The sequence below is a fragment of the Pseudomonas sp. B21-041 genome (assembly GCF_024748675.1).
GTDB lineage: Bacteria > Pseudomonadota > Gammaproteobacteria > Pseudomonadales > Pseudomonadaceae > Aquipseudomonas > Aquipseudomonas neuropathica.
The window spans coordinates 1,713,689-1,734,897 of record NZ_CP087175.1 but is presented as its reverse complement, the minus strand read 5'-3'; the positions used below and the strand labels follow the sequence as shown (position 1 = coordinate 1,734,897).

The window sequence follows — 21,209 nt, the reverse complement described above, 5'->3', positions numbered from 1 at the left end:
ACCATGTCCACTTTGAACCAAGCCCACTGCGAAGCCTGCCGCGCCGATGCGCCACAAGTCAGCGACGAAGAACTGCCGATCCTGATCAAGCAGATCCCTGACTGGAACATCGAAGTCCGCGACAGCATCATGCAGCTGGAGAAAGTTTTCCTGTTCAAGAATTTCAAGCACGCCCTGGCGTTCACCAACGCTGTCGGCGAGATCTCCGAGGCAGAAGGTCATCACCCGGGCCTGCTGACCGAATGGGGCAAAGTCACCGTGACCTGGTGGAGCCATTCGATCAAAGGCCTGCACCGCAACGACTTCATCATGGCTGCGCGCACTGACGAAGTGGCCAAGACCGCAGAAGGACGCAAGTAATGCACTTCGACGCCATCGGCCGGGTACCCGGCGACCCGATCCTCGGTTTGATGGAGGCGTATGCGCAGGACACCAACCCGCGCAAATTCGACCTGGGCGTTGGCGTCTACAAGGACGCTCAGGGCCTGACGCCAATCCCGGAGGCGGTGAAAATCGCCGAAGCGCGGCTGGTCGAAAGCCAGGACACCAAGACCTACATCGGTGGCCACGGCAACCCGCTGTTCGGCAAAGTCATCAATCAGTTGGTGCTCGGTGCCGACTCGAAGCTGATCGCCGCACAACGTGCCGGCGCCACCCAGACCCCGGGCGGCACTGGCGCCCTGCGCCTGGCCGCCGACTTCATCGCCCAATGCCTGCCGGGCAAAGGCGTGTGGCTGAGCAACCCGACCTGGCCGATCCACGAAACCATTTTCGCCACGGCCGGGGTCAAGGTCAGTCACTACCCGTACGTGGGCAGTGACAACCGCCTCGACGTCGATGCCATGCTTGCCGTGCTCAACCAAGTGCCAAACGGTGATGTGGTGCTGCTGCACGCGTGCTGCCACAACCCGACCGGTTTTGACTTGAGCCATGACGACTGGCAGCGCGTGCTCGATGTGGTGCGCAGCCGCAATCTGCTGCCGCTGATCGACTTTGCCTACCAGGGCTTTGGCGATGGTCTGGAACAGGATGCGTGGTCGACCCGGTTGTTCGCGGCCGAGGTGCCTGAGCTGCTGATTACCAGTTCCTGCTCGAAGAACTTCGGTCTGTACCGCGACCGCACCGGTGCGCTGATCGTCTGCGCGAAAAGCGCCGAAAAGCTCATCGACATCCGCAGCCAACTGGCCAACATCGCCCGCAATTTGTGGTCGACACCGCCCGATCATGGTGCTGCGGTGGTCGCGACCATCCTCGCCGATCCAGAGCTGAAAGCCCGTTGGGCCGATGAAGTGGAAGCCATGCGTTTGCGTATCGCGCAGTTGCGCAGCGGCCTGGTTGAAGCGCTGGAGCCGCATGGCCTGCGCGAGCGTTTCGCACACATTGGCGTACAACGCGGGATGTTCTCTTACACCGGACTGTCGCCGGAGCAGGTGAAACAACTGCGTGAGCATCACAGCGTGTACATGGTCAACTCGGGCCGGGCGAACGTCGCCGGCATCGACGCTACGCGCCTCGCCTTGTTGGCAGAAGCCATCGCCAGCGTCTGCAAATAGTTACTGCAACACAAAACCCTGTGGGAGATTCTATGGTTGAGGGGAAGCCCTCAACTGACTTTTGTCTGGTATTCGCTTTGCCCTTTCAGCAAGGCGAATACCACCCGAGCAAGTTTGCGAGCCAGCATCACCAACGCCTGCGTGGTGCTGAAACCCCGTGCTCTTTGGGCCTCGTAAAACCCTTTCCAGGCTTTCGTACGGCTAGCCGACATCGCAGCGTTGTGCAAAAGTCGGCGGGCCTCGGGGTCTCCGCGCTTGGTCAAGCTGCGGCGACCGTCCTTTTGCCCTGATTTCGATACCCTTAAATCCATGCCCAGGAAGGCGATAAACGCATCCGCGTTGCTAAATTCCCCCCGCTGAAACGCCGTGAGCAGGCGCGCTCCGGTCAGAAATCCAATGCCCTCAACTTTCAGGCAACGCTTCAATTGGCCGAGCAAACCGGCTTGTTTGAGCTGATCGTTGATCGTCTTTTCGATCATCGTTTCAAGCCGCTGCATGGATTTTATTTGTTCAGCAAAAGCTGCCTTCAATAGCGGCTCATTCGACCAGCTCTGCACCAGGCCGACCCTTGCCTGGACCAAAGCCGCGCGGCGGCGGAAAAGGCTCAGGAGCTGGCGGTACAGCGGTGATGGCGGGGTCCAGGGGCGCAACTCCTCGGCTTCGTTCTTCAGGTAACGGGCCAGCAACTTGGCGTCCAAGGCGTCGGTTTTGGCGCGGATCTTCACGCCTTCGCGGTAATGTTTGAGTTCATAGCCGCCCACCATGTAAATCGTGCAACCGGCCGCATAAGCCAAATCAGCGAATTCCAAGTGGTAGATGTTTGTAGCCTCAATGGCAATAGACACGGGGCCGAGCAAGGCCTTCAGCCACTGCTTAATGGATGTTTTGGTGTTGGGAATCGCTTCAAGCAGATCGCTATCGGCCTGATAAATCACCAGTTCATTTTTGGCGACATCCACGCCAACGATCGGATTTGATAGAGCGACTGGCATTGCCACAGGATTTCCTCCGGGATAAGGTTTGAGCACTTGAAGGGCTCACCCAGAGGCGCAGGCTTGTTCCTATCGTCGGTCTAGCCAGATGCATTCTTTATCGGCGCTTGGGTGAAAGGAGGAGGGGCGAAATCTCCCACGGTCTGTGCTGCGTCAACAGTCAGAATCGAGCCTTGTCCCTCCTCCTCCCTTCAAGTCCTACCATACAAGCGAGCCTGCTCGCGAAAGCGGCGTGTCATTCAACGAAAATGTTGCCTGACACACTGCCTTCGCGAGCAGGCTCGCTCCCACATTTGTTTGTGGTGACCTTTGGGTTTTGCCCTCCCCTGCGGCCATCTGTCGCATTAATTTGAATTAAAAGTCTGATTGTCATTTTTCCTGCTGTATCCTGCGCAGGCTTTCAAGAAGCGCGGATCTACCAGATCTATCAACAGACTTAGCGAGGAGCGCAACCATGCACGAGATTCCTAATCTCCCCTTCCCAAGCCTGCACGTACCTGAGCAGACGACCACGCAGCAAGCCGGAGCCCAACAGCCCGAGCAGAAAGAAGCCGTTGAGAGCCGCCCGGCCGACAACGAAGAGTAAGACCCCGTCGTACAGACCGTGTGGAAAGCGCTAACATGCGCTTTCCACACTGCCTGAACCCCGAGCCCGCCATGACCGACGAATTCTCCGAAAGCCAAGCTGCCGTACTCATCGGCGCCACCGAGAAAATGATCGACATCTGGAACCGTCTCTCCCCCGAGAAACAAGCCGCCCTGCTCGCCCGTTTCGGCAGCGAAGAAAATGCCCTCGCGGCGCTGGTCACCACACAACTGGTTGCCCCGGCCAACCCCTGAAGCGGCCTCCCGGCAAATAGTTTTACTTTTCCCGCCCCAGAAGCCTCCACGCCGGTATCATAAGCAGCCTATCTAATCTGCCGTTCCTGTGGATCGTTACCCATGTCGTCCTCTATGTCCGAGCCCCAGCGCCCCCTGGCGGTCACGCTGCAAGTCGTTTCTATCGTCCTCTTCACCTTTATCGGTTATCTGAACATCGGCATTCCGCTCGCGGTGCTGCCAGGTTATGTGCACAGCGATCTGGGCTTTGGTGCGGTGATCGCCGGTCTGGTGATCAGCGTGCAATACCTCGCCACCCTGCTCAGCCGCCCGTACGCCGGCAAGATCATCGACAACCAGGGCAGCAAACGCGCAGTGATGATTGGCCTGGCCGGGTGTGGCTTGAGCGGTGTGTTCATGCTGATTTCGGCGTGGACACCGAGCATGCCGATGCTCAGTTTGATCAGTCTGTTGATCGGTCGCCTGGTGCTGGGCAGCGCTGAAAGCCTTGTCGGTTCCGGCTCGATCGGCTGGGGCATTGGCCGGGTTGGCGCGGCAAACACCGCCAAAGTGATTTCCTGGAACGGCATCGCCAGTTATGGCGCACTGGCGGTTGGCGCACCGTTCGGTGTGTGGCTGGTCGGCCAGTTGGGTTTGTGGAGCATGGGCGTCAGCATCATCTTGCTGGCGATTCTTGGTCTGGCGTTGGCCTGGCCGAAAACCGCCGCACCGATTGTGGCGGGTGAACGCCTGCCGTTCATGCATGTGCTCGGTAAAGTGTTTCCCCACGGTTGCGGCCTGGCGCTGGGCTCGATCGGCTTCGGCACCATCGCCACTTTCATCACCCTGTATTACGCCACACAGCATTGGGACAACGCCGTGCTGTGCCTGAGCCTGTTCGGTGCCAGCTTCATCGGTGCGCGCCTGCTGTTCGGCAATCTGATCAACCGCCTCGGCGGCTTTCGCGTGGCGATTGCCTGCCTGTCGGTGGAGACACTGGGCCTGCTGCTGTTGTGGCTGGCACCGGACGCACATTGGGCGCTGGCCGGTGCGGCGCTGAGCGGGTTTGGTTTCTCGCTGGTGTTCCCGGCGCTGGGTGTGGAGGCAGTGAATCTGGTGCCGGCTTCAAGCCGTGGCGCAGCGGTCGGTGCTTATTCGCTGTTCATTGATTTGTCGCTGGGGATCACCGGGCCATTGGCCGGGGCGATTGCGGCAGGCTTCGGCTTTGCTTCGATCTTCCTGTTCGCCGCTCTCGCTGCATTGAGCGGATTGGCCTTGAGCGTGTATCTGTACAAGCACACGGCCAAGTACCGCGAAGACTAGAAGTCCACTTTGCCGCGCCCGGCCTTGATGCTGCCGCGCTTGGTTTTCGATTCGAGCCGGCGCTTCTTCGATCCGAGGGTCGGCTTGGTCGGGCGGCGTTTCTTTTCGACTTTGGTGGCGCTGAGGATCAGCTCGACCAGACGCTCAAGCGCATCGGCACGGTTGGCCTCCTGCGTACGGTATTGCTGGGCCTTGATGATCAACACGCCATCGCTGGTGATGCGACTGTCGCGCAACGCCAGTAGCCGCTCCTTGTAGAACTCGGGCAAGGACGAGGCCGGAATGTCGAAGCGCAGGTGCACCGCACTGGAAACCTTGTTGACGTTCTGCCCACCGGCACCTTGCGCGCGGATGGCCGTCAGTTCGATCTCGGCATCGGGAAGATGCACGTTGTTGGAAATCACCAGCATGGAAAAACGTCCGTAATCAGAGTGCACAGGATACCGCGATTAGCTGCAAAGCGACCTGCGGCCTGCGGGCGCAACTTCCAGCGCACTTATATCGAGCATCATTTCGAGTTACCATTGCGACCTTTAAATTTACCCGTTTAATGCAGGAAGCAGACTTATGAGCAACAAGGCAGTTATCGTTTTCAGTGGTGGCCAGGACTCTACGACCTGCCTGATCCATGCACTGACCCACTACGATGAAGTCCACTGCATTACCTTTGATTATGGTCAGCGTCACCACGCGGAAATTGAAGTTGCCCAGCAACTTTGCAAACAGCTTGGCGTGACCGTTCACAAGGTAATGGATGTCTCTCTGCTGAATGAACTGGCGATCAGCAGCCTGACCCGCGACAACATTCCCGTGCCGACCGTCAACAGCTCCGGAGAAAGTCTGCCCAGCACTTTCGTACCGGGAAGAAACATTCTGTTTTTGACCCTCGCTTCTATCTATGCGTATCAAGTTCAAGCCCGAACAGTCATTACCGGCGTTTGCGAAACCGACTTCTCGGGTTACCCGGATTGCCGCGATGAGTTCGTCAAGGCGTTGAACAACGCGCTTGAACTGGGCATGGATTACAAGTTACGTCTGGAAACGCCACTGATGTGGCTGAACAAAGCCGAAACCTGGGCGCTGGCTGATTACCACAATCAACTTGACCTGATTCGTCATCACACGCTGACCTGCTACAACGGTATAGCTGGAAGCGGATGCGGCGACTGTGACGCGTGCAATCTTCGCGCGAAAGGCCTCAGCGAGTTCCTGGAGAACAAAGAGCAGGTAACCAACAGTTTGAAATTGAAACTCAAACTAAAATAAGGCACAAAAAAAACGCTCGCCTGGACAATCCAAGCGAGCGCTTCTGCTATTCGATCAAACCTGGCTTCCTGTCAAATACTTCTTGAACAGCGACCGCGCCCCATAAGCGGGCATGATATTAAAGAAAGCAAAACCCACTTTGATCGCGATCTGCACATAGATCATGCTCAAGATCGCACTGTTCTCCATCGTTCCATAGAATGCGATGTAACAGAACAGAAAGCTGTCGATGATTACTGCAAACAATGTACTCAAGAATACGCGCAAGAACAGGAATCTGGAGTTGGTCAGTTCCTTGATCTTGCACAACAGATACGAGTTGATGTTTTCGGACACCAGAAACGATATCGAAGACGCTACCAGAACAGAAGACAATTGACTGATCACGTCATTGTAAGGTCCATCGAGCTTCCACCCCGGCAACCCCGGCAAATGGGTGGTGATCGCCAATAGAATGATAATCGCCGCATTGCTGATGAACGCAAAGAGAATTGCCCGGCGCGCCAACCGCAGACCAAAGGTCTCGTTCAACAGGTCAACGATCAGAAAGGTCAGCGGGTAAAGAAAGGTTCCCGGGGTCACGACAATGTCAAAGTAATCCAGATAGATCGGTTTAGTCGCTGCAATACTGGTGAAGATATAAAGCGTGAACAACATCAAGTTCAGGATAATGTAGATCATCCAGGAACTCTCATGACGATCATTGATTTCGTAAGCCGTCAGCGCCCCACCCTGGGAGTAGAACTTCTTGTAGAGGTTTTTCACTTCGATTTTATTCAGATTATCCATAATCTCACTATTCAACACTTCACTCAGTTTTATTTTAATTATCTTGCCTGTCGCAATGACCATGATAACGGCCAGGCTTTTTCCATTTTCGAACCCCAGCAATTTGTACTTGCTGTTTTCCATTTCAACACTGCAATCCATTAAATCGTTCCTCGATTACATCTCCGATCACGCATACACGATCCGTATCAAAGCTGCCTTCATGGCTTATAGATAACTTCGCTGTGATTTTGTCATACACCAGTTTTTCCCTGTCGCTGGTCGATGCTCCTTTCTGCACGATCAACAGATCGCCGGGTTCGTTCATGCCACTGATTTCGTTTTCCAGAAGCACGCCAATCAGGTTAAAGGAAGCGCCAAAATAGTAAGTCAGTGGATGAATCGTGGCCAGTTCACCAATTCTTTTATCCAGACTTTGCAGCAGCATACTTTCCTTGATGACAGGCACCGCCGCCGGATTCATGTTCCCCTGTGGCGAAATACTGCTTTCGATGATTTCCTTCTCTTCAAAATCAATCGTTTCTATTTCCTCGTAAGACACGCCGAAGAAATCAGAAATCTTGCGTACAGTGGACTGTTGTACATTGACCACTTTGCCTTCAAGGATGTTGTAGATGGTGGTACGCGTCAAACCACTGGAGTGACACAAGGACAACTGCGTCTCCCCGCGACTCTTTATCAGGTATTTGATGTTGTTTTTCAGATTCTCCGATCTTTCTCTTCTGTGTATCACATGCTTATCATCCATTTTTAACTGCAATCAATGTCACGTCCCGAATGATCATTCCGGACATGCACAAGTGAGGTAGGAAATTGCAGTTATATCCCTGTCAGTGCCGCGCAGGATCATAGCATTCTCCCTCCTTGGGTTCGGTATAAAAAGTCAGCCTTCACGCGATGCCACCCACCCACTGGCAGGATGATTTCAGCCTTTGTACTGACTAGTCAGTTTCGGTTGCCTTTCACCCGGCGTCTGAAAATCGGCATCATGCCATGGCCGTTTTACACCCGCAGCGGCTACAAAAAGAATCATTTTCTTTGAAGAATGTTCATTTTTTTGATTAATTCTGTGGCGTTCCTCACTGAAAAATTTATGATGCGTCAACCCGGCGCTTCATTCTCGAGAGTGAAAGAACGAAAAAACGGGGACCTGTACAGGGTTTAGTTTTGCGCTCACAGCGGTCAAAACACGGATTCGCCTGTACAGATCTGGCAAGCAAGGACATGCGCAAATCTCGCAAAACCAGGGAAGGAATCAAGCAATGGCAGTCATTACTGAACCGCTCAAGAACCAGGCTGACATGTTGCGTCGTGGCCTGGCGCATCTTCGCGCAGAAGACGCCGAACTGGCGGCCATTCTCGACGCTGAAGTCACGCGTCAACAGCACACGCTTTCACTGGCCTCCTCCTCCTGCGCCGTCCAGCCGCGAACCTTGGCGGCCTCTGCTTCCGTGCTGGTCAACGTGACGGCAGAGGGCATGTCCGGCAAGCGCCACAGTGCAGGGTGCGAGAACGTCGAACTGGTCGAGTCGCTGGCCATCCGCCGAGCGCGGCAACTGTTCGGCGCGCAATACGCCAACGTGCAGCCACACTCAGCGTCGAACGCTATATACCAAGTCCTTACGGCCTTGCTGGAGCCTGGCGACACCTTGCTGGGTATGGCAGTGGAACACGGTGGTCATCTCACGCATGGCAGCCTCGCGGCGTTTTCGGGCGCCTACTACAAGGCGATCCAGTACGGCACGACATCCGACGGTCTCATTGATTACGACAAAGTGCGTCTGCTGGCGCTCGCCCATCGCCCACGCGTCATCCTCTGCGGCGCCACCGCCTATTCACGCGTAGTCGACTTCAAGCGGTTTCGCGAAATTGCCGATGAAGCCGGCGCCATCCTGCTCGCCGACATTTCGCATATCGCCGGGCTTGTGGCCACCGGACGGCATCCAGGTCCGATCGACGCCGCACATGTCACCGTCACCTGCACGCACAAGCAACTCGCCGGACCTCGGGGTGGCGTGATCCTCAGCGGTCGGGACGCAAACACCAAGATCCCCGGCTTGAGAACCACCTTCAGTCGCCTGCTGGATCAAGCCGTTTACCCACGCATGCAGGGCGCGCTCGCCGCCAACATGATCGCAGCGAAGGCTGCCGCGCTGGGTTACGCAATGTCCGCAGAATTCGATGCCTGCATGGCACAGATCCGCAGTACGGCGGATGAAATGGTCAAAGCGTTTCAGGCCAAGGATTATGAGGTGGTCGGCGACTGCAGTGAAAACCACACAGTGCTGGTTCGCTTGCGGGGTGGCATCACAGGGGCTATCGCGGAGGCGGCGCTGGGACACTGCGGGATCATCGTCAACAAACATCGCCTACCCGACGATCCCCGTTCGGCACTTGTCACCAGCGGGCTGCGTATCGGCACCGCGGCTCTAGCGCAACGCCGGGTCGATGTCCACGGCAGCCGCCAGATCGTCGATTTGATAGTGCGGGTTCTGAATACGGTAGCGCCGCTCGGCGAACAGGATTACACGCTGGAACCTCTGCTCCTCGCGCAGTTTCGCTCAGAGGTCGAAACCCTGTGCAGGGACTATCCTCTCGCCGACTATCAATAGCGGTCCAACATTTGCGCCCATAAAAAACCCGGCACTCAGGCCGGGTTTTGTGTTTCTGCGTCAGCGCTTACTTGGCAGCACCTGCCGCAGGTACGGCCTGTTGCGCACCGCGCTTGTTCTTGATCACGTAGCAAACCCACATAAATACGACCCACACCGGAATCGCATACACCGAGATCTGAATGCCCGGGATCAGCAGCATCACGCCCAGGATGAACGCGACGAACGCGAGGCAGATGTAGTTGCCGTACGGGTACCACAGCGCCTTGAACAGCGGCGTCTGCTGAGTCTTGTTCATGTGCTGGCGGAACTTGAAGTGCGAGAAGCTGATCATCGCCCAGTTGATCACCAGCGTCGCAACCACCAGCGACATCAGCAGCTCCAGCGCGTGCTGCGGGATCAGATAATTGAGCAGCACAGCCACCAGCGTCACTGCTGCCGAAGCCAGGATCGACCGCACCGGCACGCCGCGCTTGTCGATCTTCGCCAGACCTTTCGGCGCATCGCCCTGCTCGGCCATGCCCAGCAGCATACGGCTGTTGCAATAGGTGCCGCTGTTGTACACCGACAACGCGGCGGTCAGCACCACAAAGTTGAGAATGTGCGCGGCGGTGTTGCTGCCGAGCATCGAGAACACTTGCACGAACGGACTGCCGCTGTACGAATCGCCAGACGCGTTGAGGGTTGCCAGCAGGCTGTCCCATGGGGTCAGCGACAGCAGGATCACCAGCGCACCGATATAGAAAATCAGGATCCGGTAGATCACCTGATTGATCGCTTTCGGGATCACGGTTTTCGGTTTGTCCGCTTCAGCGGCGGTGAAACCGAGCATTTCCAGACCGCCGAAGGAGAACATGATGATCGCCATGGCCATCACCAGACCGCTAACGCCATTGGGGAAGAAACCACCGTGCGACCACAGATTGCTCACCGAGGCTTGCGGGCCGCCGTTGCCGCTGACCAGCAGGTAGCTACCGAGCGCAATCATGCCGACGATCGCCACGACCTTGATGATCGCGAACCAGAATTCGGCCTCACCGAAGACTTTGACGTTGGCCAGGTTGATCGCGTTGATCAGCACGAAGAAAGCCGCTGCAGACACCCAGGTCGGGATGTCCGGTGCCCAGTAGTGGATGTATTTGCCGACCGCGGTCAGCTCCGACATGCCCACCAGAATGTACAGAATCCAGCAGTTCCAACCGGACAGGAACCCGGCAAAGCCGCCCCAGTACTTGTGCGCGAAATGGCTGAAGGAACCGGCCACCGGCTCTTCGACAATCATCTCGCCGAGCTGGCGCATGATCATGAAGGCGATGAAGCCGCAGATGGCGTAGCCGAGGATCATCGACGGGCCGGCGGATTTCAGTACCCCGGCCGAGCCGAGGAACAATCCGGTACCGATCGCGCCACCGAGGGCAATCAGTTGAATGTGGCGATTTTTCAGGCCGCGTTTCAGCTCGCCTGATTGCGAGGGTTGTCCACTCATGAAAAAGGTCTCACGCAAGGTTTGATGATGTTCAGTAGACGTTGCTGCCAGGTTGCGATTTCAAGCAGCCCCGATCAAACCCCAGCGCAGGCACCAGGAGTTCAGCTCATTTACAACGGTCATGCGTCACCTGTTTGTTTTTATCTGTGACGAAATCGAACCCGAAACGCTTGTGGCGCCACGGAGTGAACAAGGCGGATAGCCTTGAGATTTGCGCGATTACGCAGAGGGTCACAGTTAAAACGCGGCGCATTGTACACCGCTAACCCCCTGCTGCCAGACCCCGCTGGATCAGCGTGGCGGTTGCCGGGATTGCGTGTGTCCGCCTCGAGACACTCGAGCGGCTGCAAAAATTGAGTCAGGCCTTTGCAGGCCATCGGCGTGGACGAGGAAAAAACCGTCCCACGGAGAGAGATGGAGATCAGTCACGGCGTTCATTGCGCCTCCTTCTTGTTATGCACCTGCACGACAGGCATGGGGCGCATATCACCCTGCAAACGATGCTGAAACAAGCGTGCCAGAGCCTTGTCCGGCCCGCGGCGGAGCAGGCTTCGGCAGCTTTTCCTTACAGCGCTCATGACGGGTTGGTTTCACTCGGTTTTAACGGCTTTTTTGTAAACATTTCTTTACGACGCGTAACGCAGAGTTTCCATTTCAGAAATATCTGTCAGACGTCTGCAAATTGACGGTAGCTAGCTTGCTAATGAAACGTGCCGTTTAGTTTTTTGTTTTCAAATAAAAAAACTGCCGCCGAAAAACAGAATAAAAAGTCTATTTAAAAAATAAATGAATAATTTTTTGCATTACAAAAAACCCTGAACTAGGTTCTTCACGTCTTGCCGGCCACCTCGACCGGCCAGTCACAACCGTGAAAGTCATCTAGGAGATCGACCATGCAAGCACTGGAAAAAGACTTGGATACCGAACTGCAACTGGACGAATGGTTTGAAGCACCGACCCACGAGGCGGCTGTAGAAATGATGCAAGCCGACGCGGTAGTTCCGTTCGGCACGGCGATGTGGCCTCTGTAAGACATCTCCGGGCAGGCACGATCCGGCCGGTCGTGCCTGCCGCTTTTTACACGGTCAGTCAGGGAGGATTCATGGATAAGCCCCGCGCGATCTCGCATTTCCTTTACTACCTCGAACACCACCCCGCCCTTGCCGGCATCGACTCGGCGAAGGTATTGCTCGGCCACACGGCTGATTACCAAGCGCTGACCGGCGCGATCGCCGAACAGGCAGGCGATCATCCTCGTTTCCAGTTCAGCGCCCGACGTCTGGACCTGGAAAGCACCGCAACGCTGACTTCGGCGATTACCGACAGCGATCTGTACATTTTCTTCTACGACTCTTCCACCCTGCCCAACCCGCGCCCCGACGGCCCGGAGTTCGTGCGCGCGCTGCAAGCGGTGATGGCGGAGAACTGGAAGAAGTCGCTGCTGTTCAAGGATTACGGCGATTATTTCTATGACACCTTCAGCGTCACCCCGCAGCGGATTGCCGGACTGAACAGTCACCTGATCCAGCGTATGTCCCACGCGACCACGCTGAGTTTCAAGGACGATGACGGCTCATGGTTTGAAACGCCGCTGAGCAGCATCAAGAAGTGGACCGATATCAACGGTGTCGGCAACTTTGACCTGGCCCCCGGCGAAATCGCTACGCACAGCGAGGCCATCAACGGCCATGTGAAGTTCAAGGGCACGTTCCTCAGCACCATCCCGTTTGCGCGCAAGTACGGTGTGCTGGAATCACCACTGGAACTGTGGATCGAGAATTCGACCATCAGCCGCATCGCCACGGAGGTGCCGGGGCTGGAGCATGACTTCAACAAGTACCTGGACGCCAATCCGTCGAACCGGCGGATTGAGGAGTTGGGGATTGGTACCAACGAAGGCGTGAAGGATTTGTATGCGCGTAATGCCGGGTTTGAAGAGCGGCATTGTGGGCTGCATCTTGGGTTGGGCGGTGGCGCCAAGGGTAGTCATCACCTGGATCTGATCTTTTCGGGTGGGGTGCTGGCGCTGGATGACAAGCCGGTGTTTGACGGACGCTTTGTGTTCTAGCCCCAAGATTTAATCGTTCCCACGCTCCGCGTGGGAATGTAGCCTGGGACGCTCCGCGTCCCTCTAGAGCCGAACGCGGAGCGTCCGTTGAGGCATTCCCACGCAGAGCGTTGGAACGATCGGTGTGCGCCAGACGAAAAAAAACGCCAACCCTGCGGTTGGCGTTTTTTCATTTGGCGCTAAACCCGATCACTCAGGCTTTTTACGACCAAACCCCGGACGCTGACCGGAACCGGCCGGTGCGCCACGACGCTTGCCCGACGGCTTGTCACCGTCAACCAGCTTGATCCCCGGACGCTTCGGCGCAGGTTTGGCCGGGCGCTTGTTGGTGGTGTCCGCTGGACGATCCGCCACAGGCGTGCCACGACCGGCAGGTGCACCACGCTCGCCACGCTCAGTGCGACCGTTGGCCGGACGCGGAGCGCGTTCGCCGTCACGGGCTACTGGCTTGCGACCTGGACGCTCGCCTTCGATCTGCGGTTCACGGCTTGGGCGCGGACCGGTCGGCGCGCCAGCGGCTGGACGCAGCGTACGAACGCGCTCGGTCTTGGCCATCGGCCGCGACGATTTGCGCTGCATGCGCTCAAGCTTGTCTTTGCTCTTGGCGTTCAGTTGCGGCATCGCTACCGGCGTCAGGCCGACTTCAGCACTGAGGATGTCGACTTCGTACTGGCTCATTTCGCGCCAGCGCCCCATCGGCAGGTCGGAGTTGAGGAACACCGGACCGAAACGCACGCGCTTCAGACGGCTGACCACCAGACCCTGCGATTCCCACAGACGACGAACCTCACGGTTACGGCCTTCCATCACCACGCAGTGATACCAGTGGTTGAAGCCTTCACCGCCTGGCGCCTGCTTGATGTCGGTGAACTTCGCCGGGCCATCTTCCAGCACGACGCCGGCCTTCAGGCGCTCGATCATCTCGTCGTCGACTTCACCGCGTACGCGCACGGCGTACTCACGGTCCATCTCGTAGGACGGGTGCATCAGACGGTTGGCCAGCTCACCGTCGGTGGTGAACATCAGCAGACCGGTGGTGTTGATGTCGAGACGACCGATGTTGATCCAGCGACCTTCTTTCGGACGCGGCAGCTTGTCGAACACGGTCGGACGGCCTTCAGGGTCGTCACGGGTGCAGATCTCGCCATCGGGTTTGTTGTACATGATCACGCGGCGGACCGATTCGGCCGCTTCTTCGCGCTTGATCACCTTGCCATCAATGGTGATGGCGTCGTGCATGTCGACGCGCAGACCGAGGGTGGCGTCTTTGCCATTGACCTTGATCCGGCCCTGGCTGATCCAGGATTCCACGTCACGGCGCGAGCCGACGCCGATACGGGCGAGGACTTTCTGCAGCTTTTCGCCTGCTGGGCCGATTTCCTGGTCGTCTTTCTGAATGATGTCGCTCATCTGGGCACCTCCCGGTGTGGTCTGTTCAGGCGGCGCCTGAAGCATTGAAATCTGGGTACTTAGCCGAAGGGATCGGCGAAGGGTCGCGAATCATACGCGGATGTGCGCCATCGCGCATCAGAGACTAGTCGATCAGGCCAAGGTTATTTCTTTTTCCGCCGACCGGCGCCACCGAGTTTGATCAGGCGCAGCGCGGCTTCGGCCAGTACGCTGCGCTTGTCGTCCTTGTCGAGTTTCTTCCAGGCTTTGATTTCGCGCTTGCTGCGGCCGCAGCCGAGACAGATGTCGTCGGTGAATTTGCAGAGGCTGATGCACGGGTCTTTGGTGGAACTCATCGAGGTCTCCGAAAAACACAAATCCCTTGTAGGAGTGAGCCTGCTCGCGATAGCGGTGTGTCAGTCAACATCTTCTTGACAGATACACCGCTATCGCGAGCAGGCTCACTCCTACAGGGGATCGCGGTGTTTGGAAGGGCGGGTCAGTCTTCCAATTCGCGGCGTTCGGCCTCGATGGCTTCGGCCAGCGCACGGGCTTCGGCTTCTTCTTCGCTCAGCTCGGGTTCTGGCGCGGGTTGTTCGAGCGCGGCGACGGCGGCCAATAGTTTTTCGCGGGCTTCGGCGACGCCAAGAATGTCCTCTTCCGGTTCGGCTTCTGGCTCTGCTTCAAGTTCAACTTCAATCGCTGGCTCAGCGACTTCGGTTTCAGGCTCGTTCGTCGGCGCGTCACTGTCGCCCGCCTCACCATCCACCGCATCCCGCAGCAAATCATCGAAGTCGGTCTTGATCCCCTCCTCCATGCTGTCCAGCTCCAACAGCAAGGTATGGAAACTGGTCTCTTCCTTCTCCTCTTCCGGCTCGGCGCTGGCATCGGCCAGTTCCTGCAAGCCCTGCGGCACCGGAGCGTCGTCGAAATCAAGCACCGGGTCGGTTTCCATTTCGCGCAATTCGGCCAGCGGCGGCAGGTCTTCGAGGTTCTTCAGGTTGAAGTGATCGAGAAACATCTTGGTGGTGGCAAACATCGCCGGTTTGCCCGGCACATCGCGGTAACCAACAACACGGATCCACTCGCGCTCCAGCAAGGTCTTGACGATATTGCTGTTCACCGCCACGCCACGCACGTCTTCGATCTCGCCACGGGTGATCGGCTGACGGTAGGCGATCAGCGCGATGGTTTCGAGCAAGGCGCGGGAGTAACGCTGCGGGCGCTCTTCCCACAAGCGGCCGACCCACGGCGAAAACTTTTCGCGGATCTGCAAGCGATAGCCCGATGAGACTTCCTTGAGCTCGAAAGCACGGCCCTCGCAGGACTTGCCCAGCAGGGTCAGGGCTTTCTTGAAGACCGCAGGCTCGGGCCGTTCGCCTTCTTCAAACAGTTCAAACAGACGCTCAAGGGATTGCGGCTTTCCCGAGGCCAACAGAAAGGCTTCAAGCAGGGGGGCCAGCTCGCGGGGTTCAGTCAGGTTCATGTTTCGACTCGTTATTCGGCTCGGGCTCGCACGTGGATCGCGGCGAACGGCTCATTCTGCACCAGCTCGACCAAGGATTCCTTGACCAGTTCAAGGATCGCCATAAAGGTCACCACCACACCCAACCTGCCCTCTTCGGCGGTGAACAGCTCGACGAACGGCACAAATCCGCCGCCCTTGAGCCGTTCCAGCACATCACTCATGCGCTCACGGGTGGACAGTGCCTCGCGGCTGACCTGGTGGCTTTCAAACATATCGCCACGGCGCAGCACTTCGGCCATGCACATCAAAATCTCCTCCAGCGCAACGTCCGGCAACAGCTTGCGCGCCCGGGCTTCCGGGGCGTCGAGCTTGGGCACGATCACATCGCGGCCAACCCGGCTCAAGCCGTCGATGCCTTCGGCGGCCGCCTTGAAACGCTCGTATTCCTGCAAGCGGCGGATCAGTTCGGCGCGCGGGTCGTCTTCCTCGTCTTCGACAGTCTCGGCCCGAGGCAGAAGCATGCGCGACTTGATCTCGGCGAGCATCGCGGCCATCACCAGATATTCGGCGGCCAGCTCCAGGCGCACCGACTGCATCAACTCCACGTAGCCCATGTACTGGCGGGTGATTTCCGCCACCGGGATGTCGAGGATGTTGATGTTCTGTTTGCGGATCAGGTACAGCAGCAGGTCGAGCGGGCCTTCGAAGGCTTCAAGAAAGACTTCCAGCGCATCCGGCGGAATGTACAGGTCCAGCGGCATCTCCATGACTGCCTGGCCATAGACCATGGCAAATGGCAGTTCCTGCTGAGCGCCGGCCTGGGGATCGACAACGGTTTCCACTGCGGACATTCAGGCCTCGACCATGAACGGCGCGGGGTCGCCGCAACCGACGCGGATCACTTCCGGGTCGTCGCCGGTCAGGTCGATCACGGTGGAGGCTTTGATGCCGCCAAAACCGCCGTCGATGATCAAGTCCACTTGGTGTTCAAGCAGTTGGCGCATTTCGTAAGGATCGCTGAGCGGGTCTTCGTCGCCGGGCATGATCAGGGTCACGCTCATCAGCGGCTCGCCGAGTTCGGCCAGCAGCGCCAGCGCGATCGGATGGCTCGGCACACGCAGACCGATGGTGCGCTTCTTCGGATGCAGCAACAGACGCGGCACTTCGCGGGTAGCGTTGAGAATGAAGGTGTATGGCCCTGGCAAATGCGCTTTGAGAATGCGGAAGGTGCCGGTGTCGATCTTGGCGTAGTTGCCCAATTGCGACAGGTCACTGCAGATCAGCGCGAAGTTATGCTTTTCATCGAGCTGGCGCAGGCGGCGCACGCGCTCAATCGCGGTCTTGTCGCCGATCTGGCAGCCGATGGCGTAGGAAGAATCCGTGGGATAAACCACCACCCCGCCCTTGCGGATGATTTCGACCGCCTGTTTTATCAGGCGCGCTTGCGGGTTTTCCGGATGAATCTGGAAAAATTGACTCACATTCTCTACCTGTTCAGACGGCGGCAATATCTGTGTCATGTTTGAACCGACACCACAGGGGTGGAAGGTCCTCGGGAACCGGCCGGTACTGGCCGATCTCGGACCAGCCGCCAGGGCCATGGAAGTCACTGCCAGCGCTGACCAGCAGACCGAACTCTCGGGCAAGGATTGCCAGGCTGCCGACCTGTTCCGCAGGCTGATGGCCATTGACCACCTCGATCGCATGCCCGCCTGCTTGAATATAGTCGGCAATCAGCTTTCGACGCTTGCTACGAGTGAAATCGTAGTGCCACGGATGCGCGAGGCTGACCCAGGCCCCGGCGGCACGCAGTGTGCCAACGGTGTCTTCCAGCGTCGGCCAGTGCAACTTGACGTCACCCAGCTTGCCGGCGCCTAGCCATTTGCGAAACGCCTCGGCGCGATCCTTTACAAACCCTTCACGCACCATCCAGTCGGCGAAATGCGGACGGGCCGGGGCGTTGCCGCTGTCGCCCAGTTCCTGCTGGACCTGCCGGGCACCATCGAGGGCACCGGGCATGCCCTTGAGAGCGAGTTTGCGGCTTATTTCTTCCGACCGCAGCCAGCGCCCATCGTGCAATCTGGCAATCGCTTCGACCAACGGTGCGGCATTGACGTCGAAACCGTAGCCCAACACATGAATCGTCGCGCCGCCCCAGGTGCAGGACAATTCGACGCCGTTGACCAGTTGCATGCCCAATTCGTTGGCGGCCGTGCGCGCTTCGGCGAGGCCTTCGAGGGTGTCGTGGTCAGTCAACGCCAGGACTCGCACGCCGTTCTCGAACGCACGCGCAACCAGAACCGCAGGCGCGAGGGCGCCATCGGAGGCCGTGCTATGGCAATGCAAATCAACATTCACGGGGAGTTGTAACCTCAAATCAGCTGGCGCTATCGCGCGCCCATATGTTTGTTATTATGCCGCCACATCCAGCTTCTGGCTCTCACTGTGAAACAATTCATCGATTTCATCCCGCTTCTGCTGTTCTTCATCGTTTACAAACTTGATCCACGGGTCGTCGACATCGCTGGCCATGAAGTGACTGTAGGCGGTATTTACAGCGCCACGGCGATGCTGATCATCAGTTCCCTGGTGGTGTACGGCGCGTTGTTCATCAAACAGCGCAAGCTGGAAAAGAGCCAATGGCTGACCCTGATTGCCTGCCTGGTATTCGGCAGCCTGACGCTGGCCTTCCACAGCGAGACTTTCCTCAAGTGGAAAGCCCCGGTGGTCAACTGGCTGTTCGCCGTCGCCTTCATCGGCAGCCACTTCATCGGTGACCGCCTGCTGATCAAACGCATCATGGGCCACGCACTGACCCTTCCGGATCCGGTCTGGACCCGCCTGAACATCGCCTGGATCGGCTTTTTCCTGTTCTGCGGCGCTGCCAACCTGTTCGTCGCCTTCACCTTCCAGAGCTACTGGGTGGACTTCAAGGTGTTCGGCAGCCTGGGCATGACCTTGGTATTCCTGGTCGCACAGGGCATTTACCTGTCGCGTCATCTGCACGATGCCGATACCACAACAACACCAAAAACCGAGGACTGACATGCTCTACGCCATCATTGCCACCGACGTCGCCAACTCGCTGGAAGCACGCCTGGCCGCGCGCCCTGCGCATCTGGAACGCCTGCATGCGCTCAAGGGCGAAGGCCGCATCGTACTGGCCGGCCCGCACCCGGCCGTCGACAGCAATGATCCGGGCGCAGCGGGTTTCACCGGCAGCCTGATCGTCGCCGAATTCGATTCCCTCAGCGCTGCGCAAGCATGGGCCGATGCTGATCCGTACATCGCCGCGGGTGTCTACGCCAACGTGGTCGTCAAGCCGTTCAAGCAAGTCCTGCCTTAAACGTTCGGTGATGAGGGGATTTACCCCTCATCACTCGCGACACTGCCTCACGCAATGAACCTTCCTGGTTCTTGCTGCTCTCAATCGCTCATTATTCTCGTTTGCCTGCCGACAACCTGCCCAATATCCATTTGGAAACAGGTGTCGCGATGCGCAAGGGTCCGTTGTGTCTGATGTTGGTCACGTTGTCGATCATGGCACCCGCCCATGGTGAGGAAACCACCGAAGGCGGCAGTTCCACGCCATTGTCGTTAAGCGCCGGCAGCCAGATCACCGAGTTGCAGCAGCGCCTCAAGGCCAGCGAGCAGCAACGGGAAGAACTGAGCAAACAACTGCAAAATGCCGACAATACCCGTGAAAGCGCCCAGCTCGCCCGGTTGCGCCAGGAGAACCAGCGTCTCAAGCTGCAACTCAAGGAAGCCCAGGCCAGCCCGCTGCCGCGTCTGCTGACTGATCAGCAGCAATGGTTCGTCACGGGCGCCGGAGTAGCGCTATTGGCGCTGCTCTGCGGTATCTTTGCCAGTGGAGCAAGCCGAAAACGTCGGCAATGGCTAAATTGAGTGAGTCATGAGCGAGCTGTTACTGATTGATGATGACCAGGAGTTGTGCGAACTCCTGAGTAGCTGGCTGAGCCAGGAAGGCTTCCATGTGCGCGCCTGCCACGATGGCCAGAGTGCGCGCAAGGCGTTGGCCGAAACGGCCCCGGCGGCGGTGGTGCTGGACGTGATGCTGCCCGACGGCAGCGGTCTGGAACTGCTCAAGCAATTGCGCAACGATCACGCTGATCTGCCGGTGCTGATGCTCTCGGCCCGTGGCGAGCCGCTGGATCGTATCCTCGGTCTGGAACTGGGCGCCGACGATTATCTGGCCAAACCCTGCGACCCACGAGAACTGACCGCTCGCCTGCGCGCCGTACTGCGCCGCAGCCACCCGGCGGCAGTCTCGACGCAGCTTGAGCTGGGCGATCTGAGTTTCAGCCCGGTGCGCGGCGTGGTCAGCATCGACGAGAAAGAACTGACCCTTACCGTTTCCGAAAGCCGCCTGCTCGAAGCCCTGCTCAAGCAACCCGGCGAGCCGCTGGACAAACAGGAACTGGCGCAGATCGCCCTCGGTCGCAAGCTGACCCTGTACGACCGCAGCCTCGACATGCACGTCAGCAACCTGCGCAAGAAGATCGGCCCGCACCCCGACGGCCGCCCACGCATCGTCGCTCTGCGCAGCCGCGGTTACTTCTACAGCCTCTGAACTGCACACATCCCCCGGCCAACGGTAACCGACGCCTCCCCCTGTAGGAGCTGCCGCAGGCTGCGATCTGATCGTTCCCACGCTCTGCGTGGGAATGCAGCCGGGGACGCTCTGCGTCCCACAGTCAAAAGATCGCAGCGTGCCGCAGCTCCTACAACGGGATATGTGTAAGGCTGGGCGCGAAGCGTCTTTACCCAAGCTTTACGCAGTGCTGACCGCCGCTGACCTTGATCTCCGTAATCTGTACTCATCCGGAACGTACCGGGAACGAGACAAGGAGATACACCATGCGCAAGACTCTTATCGCTCTGATGTTCGCTGCCGCTCTGCCAACCGTCGCCATGGCCATGCCGCAAGACGGTGGCCCGATGGGTGGCCCGCTCGACGGCCCACGCCACGGCGGTCAGATGCACGGCATGCACGGCAAAGGCCCGTACAGCCAACTCGACCTATCCCGCGAACAACGCGAGCAGATCCGCAAGATCATGGGCGAGCAGATGCACGAGCGTAAGCAAGTGGTCGACAAGTACCTGGAAAAACTCTCGCCGGCTGACCAGAAAGCCATGAAGGACGAGATGGCCGCCAACCACAAGAAAGCCGAGTCCGATGTTCGGGCGCTGCTGAAACCGGATCAACAGAAGAAATTCGACGAGATCCAGAAAAAACAGGCCGAGCGTCGCGCCGAATGGGCCGAATTCAAGGCGTGGAAAGCGCAACAGGCGCAAAAGGCGCAATAATGTTCTGACCCCGGACCCGACGGCTAAACACCGCCGGGTCTTTTTCCACCGATCCAATGTAGGAGTGAGCCTGCTCGCGATAGCGGTGTGTCAGTCAACGAATACTTGTCTGACTC

At 58.0% G+C, this 21,209-nt stretch carries 25 protein-coding genes; 14 read left to right on the top strand and 11 right to left on the bottom strand.

Annotation, left to right across the window (positions count from 1 at the left end; all coding sequences use genetic code 11):
* Nucleotides 1–3: 3 nt before the first annotated feature.
* Complete coding sequence (locus LOY43_RS07710; RefSeq protein WP_003222798.1) at nucleotides 4–360, top strand: 4a-hydroxytetrahydrobiopterin dehydratase; 357 nt, start codon at nucleotides 4–6, stop codon at nucleotides 358–360.
* Nucleotides 360–1,553: an amino acid aminotransferase gene (locus LOY43_RS07705; RefSeq protein WP_095125533.1), complete on the top strand. Its 1,194-nt coding sequence runs from the start codon at nucleotides 360–362 to the stop codon at nucleotides 1,551–1,553. Before LOY43_RS07710 ends, LOY43_RS07705 begins: the two co-directional genes overlap by 1 nt.
* Before the next feature lie 50 nt (nucleotides 1,554–1,603).
* Here the strand turns inward: LOY43_RS07705 and LOY43_RS07700 are convergent, their stop codons facing one another.
* Nucleotides 1,604–2,545, bottom strand: coding sequence for a transposase (locus LOY43_RS07700; protein WP_220558825.1), 942 nt, complete (start codon nucleotides 2,543–2,545; stop codon nucleotides 1,604–1,606).
* A 454-nt stretch (nucleotides 2,546–2,999) separates the two neighbouring features.
* Between LOY43_RS07700 and LOY43_RS07695 the strand changes: the two genes are divergently transcribed.
* The 3 genes from LOY43_RS07695 to LOY43_RS07685 all read left to right on the top strand — a co-directional run bounded on the left by LOY43_RS07695 (nucleotide 3,000) and on the right by LOY43_RS07685 (nucleotide 4,687).
* A complete protein-coding gene (locus LOY43_RS07695; protein WP_256573958.1) occupies nucleotides 3,000–3,131 on the top strand; it encodes a hypothetical protein in 132 nt (43 codons plus the stop codon).
* Between the two features lie 35 nt (nucleotides 3,132–3,166).
* Nucleotides 3,167–3,385, top strand: a complete 219-nt coding sequence (locus LOY43_RS07690; protein WP_256579948.1) for a hypothetical protein — start codon at nucleotides 3,167–3,169, stop codon at nucleotides 3,383–3,385.
* 114 nt (nucleotides 3,386–3,499) lie between these two features.
* The gene (locus LOY43_RS07685) at nucleotides 3,500–4,687 is read left to right on the top strand and encodes an MFS transporter (RefSeq protein ID WP_176471293.1); all 1,188 of its coding nucleotides are present in this window, start codon (nucleotides 3,500–3,502) and stop codon (nucleotides 4,685–4,687) included.
* Here the strand turns inward: LOY43_RS07685 and arfB are convergent.
* Nucleotides 4,684–5,097 carry an alternative ribosome rescue aminoacyl-tRNA hydrolase ArfB gene (gene arfB / locus LOY43_RS07680; RefSeq protein ID WP_095050152.1) on the bottom strand — a complete coding sequence of 138 codons (414 nt, stop codon included), beginning with the start codon at nucleotides 5,095–5,097 and terminating at the stop codon, nucleotides 4,684–4,686. The genes LOY43_RS07685 and arfB overlap by 4 nt on opposite strands.
* A 157-nt stretch (nucleotides 5,098–5,254) precedes the next feature.
* On the opposite strand from arfB, the gene queC reads away from it, so the two are divergent.
* Nucleotides 5,255–5,953 (top strand): 7-cyano-7-deazaguanine synthase QueC, encoded by a 699-nt coding sequence (gene queC, locus LOY43_RS07675; protein WP_095050151.1) that lies wholly within the window; start codon nucleotides 5,255–5,257, stop codon nucleotides 5,951–5,953.
* 54 nt (nucleotides 5,954–6,007) lie between these two features.
* On the opposite strand, the gene LOY43_RS07670 is transcribed toward queC, so the two are convergent.
* A complete protein-coding gene (locus LOY43_RS07670) occupies nucleotides 6,008–6,883 on the bottom strand; it encodes a queuosine precursor transporter (RefSeq protein ID WP_093439557.1) in 876 nt (291 codons plus the stop codon).
* Nucleotides 6,867–7,490, bottom strand: coding sequence for a helix-turn-helix transcriptional regulator (locus tag LOY43_RS07665; RefSeq protein WP_258709425.1), 624 nt, complete (start codon nucleotides 7,488–7,490; stop codon nucleotides 6,867–6,869). The genes LOY43_RS07670 and LOY43_RS07665 overlap by 17 nt, the downstream gene beginning before the upstream one ends.
* 514 nt (nucleotides 7,491–8,004) lie before the next feature.
* Between LOY43_RS07665 and glyA the strand changes: the two genes are divergently transcribed.
* Nucleotides 8,005–9,354, top strand: a complete 1,350-nt coding sequence (glyA, locus tag LOY43_RS07660) for a serine hydroxymethyltransferase (protein ID WP_258709424.1) — start codon at nucleotides 8,005–8,007, stop codon at nucleotides 9,352–9,354.
* A gap of 67 nt (nucleotides 9,355–9,421) precedes the next feature.
* Here the strand turns inward: glyA and LOY43_RS07655 are convergent, their stop codons facing one another.
* Nucleotides 9,422–10,840, bottom strand: a complete 1,419-nt coding sequence (locus LOY43_RS07655; RefSeq protein WP_258709423.1) for an amino acid permease — start codon at nucleotides 10,838–10,840, stop codon at nucleotides 9,422–9,424.
* An 893-nt stretch (nucleotides 10,841–11,733) separates the two neighbouring features.
* On the opposite strand from LOY43_RS07655, the gene LOY43_RS07650 reads away from it, so the two are divergent.
* Nucleotides 11,734–11,871, top strand: a complete 138-nt coding sequence (locus tag LOY43_RS07650) for a hypothetical protein (RefSeq protein WP_003222780.1) — start codon at nucleotides 11,734–11,736, stop codon at nucleotides 11,869–11,871.
* A gap of 71 nt (nucleotides 11,872–11,942) precedes the next feature.
* Nucleotides 11,943–12,908: a leucyl aminopeptidase gene (locus LOY43_RS07645; RefSeq protein ID WP_258709422.1), complete on the top strand. Its 966-nt coding sequence runs from the start codon at nucleotides 11,943–11,945 to the stop codon at nucleotides 12,906–12,908.
* A 189-nt stretch (nucleotides 12,909–13,097) separates the two neighbouring features.
* Here the strand turns inward: LOY43_RS07645 and rluB are convergent, their stop codons facing one another.
* From rluB to LOY43_RS07615, 6 genes are all read right to left on the bottom strand, one after another.
* Entirely contained in the window at nucleotides 13,098–14,318 is a 1,221-nt protein-coding gene (gene rluB / locus LOY43_RS07640; RefSeq protein WP_095050147.1) for a 23S rRNA pseudouridine(2605) synthase RluB, read from the bottom strand.
* 143 nt (nucleotides 14,319–14,461) lie between these two features.
* Entirely contained in the window at nucleotides 14,462–14,653 is a 192-nt protein-coding gene (locus LOY43_RS07635; protein ID WP_034153249.1) for a DUF1289 domain-containing protein, read from the bottom strand.
* 143 nt (nucleotides 14,654–14,796) lie between these two features.
* Nucleotides 14,797–15,783, bottom strand: a complete 987-nt coding sequence (gene scpB / locus LOY43_RS07630) for an SMC-Scp complex subunit ScpB (RefSeq protein WP_258709421.1) — start codon at nucleotides 15,781–15,783, stop codon at nucleotides 14,797–14,799.
* Between the two features lie 11 nt (nucleotides 15,784–15,794).
* Complete coding sequence (locus LOY43_RS07625) at nucleotides 15,795–16,493, bottom strand: ScpA family protein (protein WP_172828192.1); 699 nt, start codon at nucleotides 16,491–16,493, stop codon at nucleotides 15,795–15,797.
* A 123-nt stretch (nucleotides 16,494–16,616) separates the two neighbouring features.
* Complete coding sequence (locus LOY43_RS07620) at nucleotides 16,617–17,246, bottom strand: L-threonylcarbamoyladenylate synthase (protein WP_093440143.1); 630 nt, start codon at nucleotides 17,244–17,246, stop codon at nucleotides 16,617–16,619.
* Between the two features lie 13 nt (nucleotides 17,247–17,259).
* On the bottom strand, nucleotides 17,260–18,123 hold the full coding sequence (locus LOY43_RS07615; RefSeq protein WP_095050145.1) for a PHP domain-containing protein: 864 nt from the start codon (nucleotides 18,121–18,123) through the stop codon (nucleotides 17,260–17,262).
* 87 nt (nucleotides 18,124–18,210) lie between these two features.
* On the opposite strand from LOY43_RS07615, the gene LOY43_RS07610 reads away from it, so the two are divergent.
* The 5 genes from LOY43_RS07610 to LOY43_RS07590 all read left to right on the top strand — a co-directional run bounded on the left by LOY43_RS07610 (nucleotide 18,211) and on the right by LOY43_RS07590 (nucleotide 21,093).
* Nucleotides 18,211–18,810: a septation protein A gene (locus tag LOY43_RS07610; RefSeq protein ID WP_093439529.1), complete on the top strand. Its 600-nt coding sequence runs from the start codon at nucleotides 18,211–18,213 to the stop codon at nucleotides 18,808–18,810.
* A 1-nt stretch (nucleotide 18,811) separates the two neighbouring features.
* A complete protein-coding gene (locus LOY43_RS07605) occupies nucleotides 18,812–19,111 on the top strand; it encodes a YciI family protein (protein WP_095050144.1) in 300 nt (99 codons plus the stop codon).
* Between the two features lie 149 nt (nucleotides 19,112–19,260).
* Nucleotides 19,261–19,671 carry a translation initiation factor 2 gene (locus LOY43_RS07600; RefSeq protein ID WP_038363742.1) on the top strand — a complete coding sequence of 137 codons (411 nt, stop codon included), beginning with the start codon at nucleotides 19,261–19,263 and terminating at the stop codon, nucleotides 19,669–19,671.
* Nucleotides 19,672–19,678: 7 nt separating this feature from the next.
* A complete protein-coding gene (locus tag LOY43_RS07595) occupies nucleotides 19,679–20,356 on the top strand; it encodes a response regulator transcription factor (RefSeq protein WP_095050143.1) in 678 nt (225 codons plus the stop codon).
* Nucleotides 20,357–20,643: 287 nt separating this feature from the next.
* Nucleotides 20,644–21,093 carry a Spy/CpxP family protein refolding chaperone gene (locus LOY43_RS07590; protein ID WP_007919681.1) on the top strand — a complete coding sequence of 150 codons (450 nt, stop codon included), beginning with the start codon at nucleotides 20,644–20,646 and terminating at the stop codon, nucleotides 21,091–21,093.
* Nucleotides 21,094–21,209 lie beyond the last annotated feature (116 nt).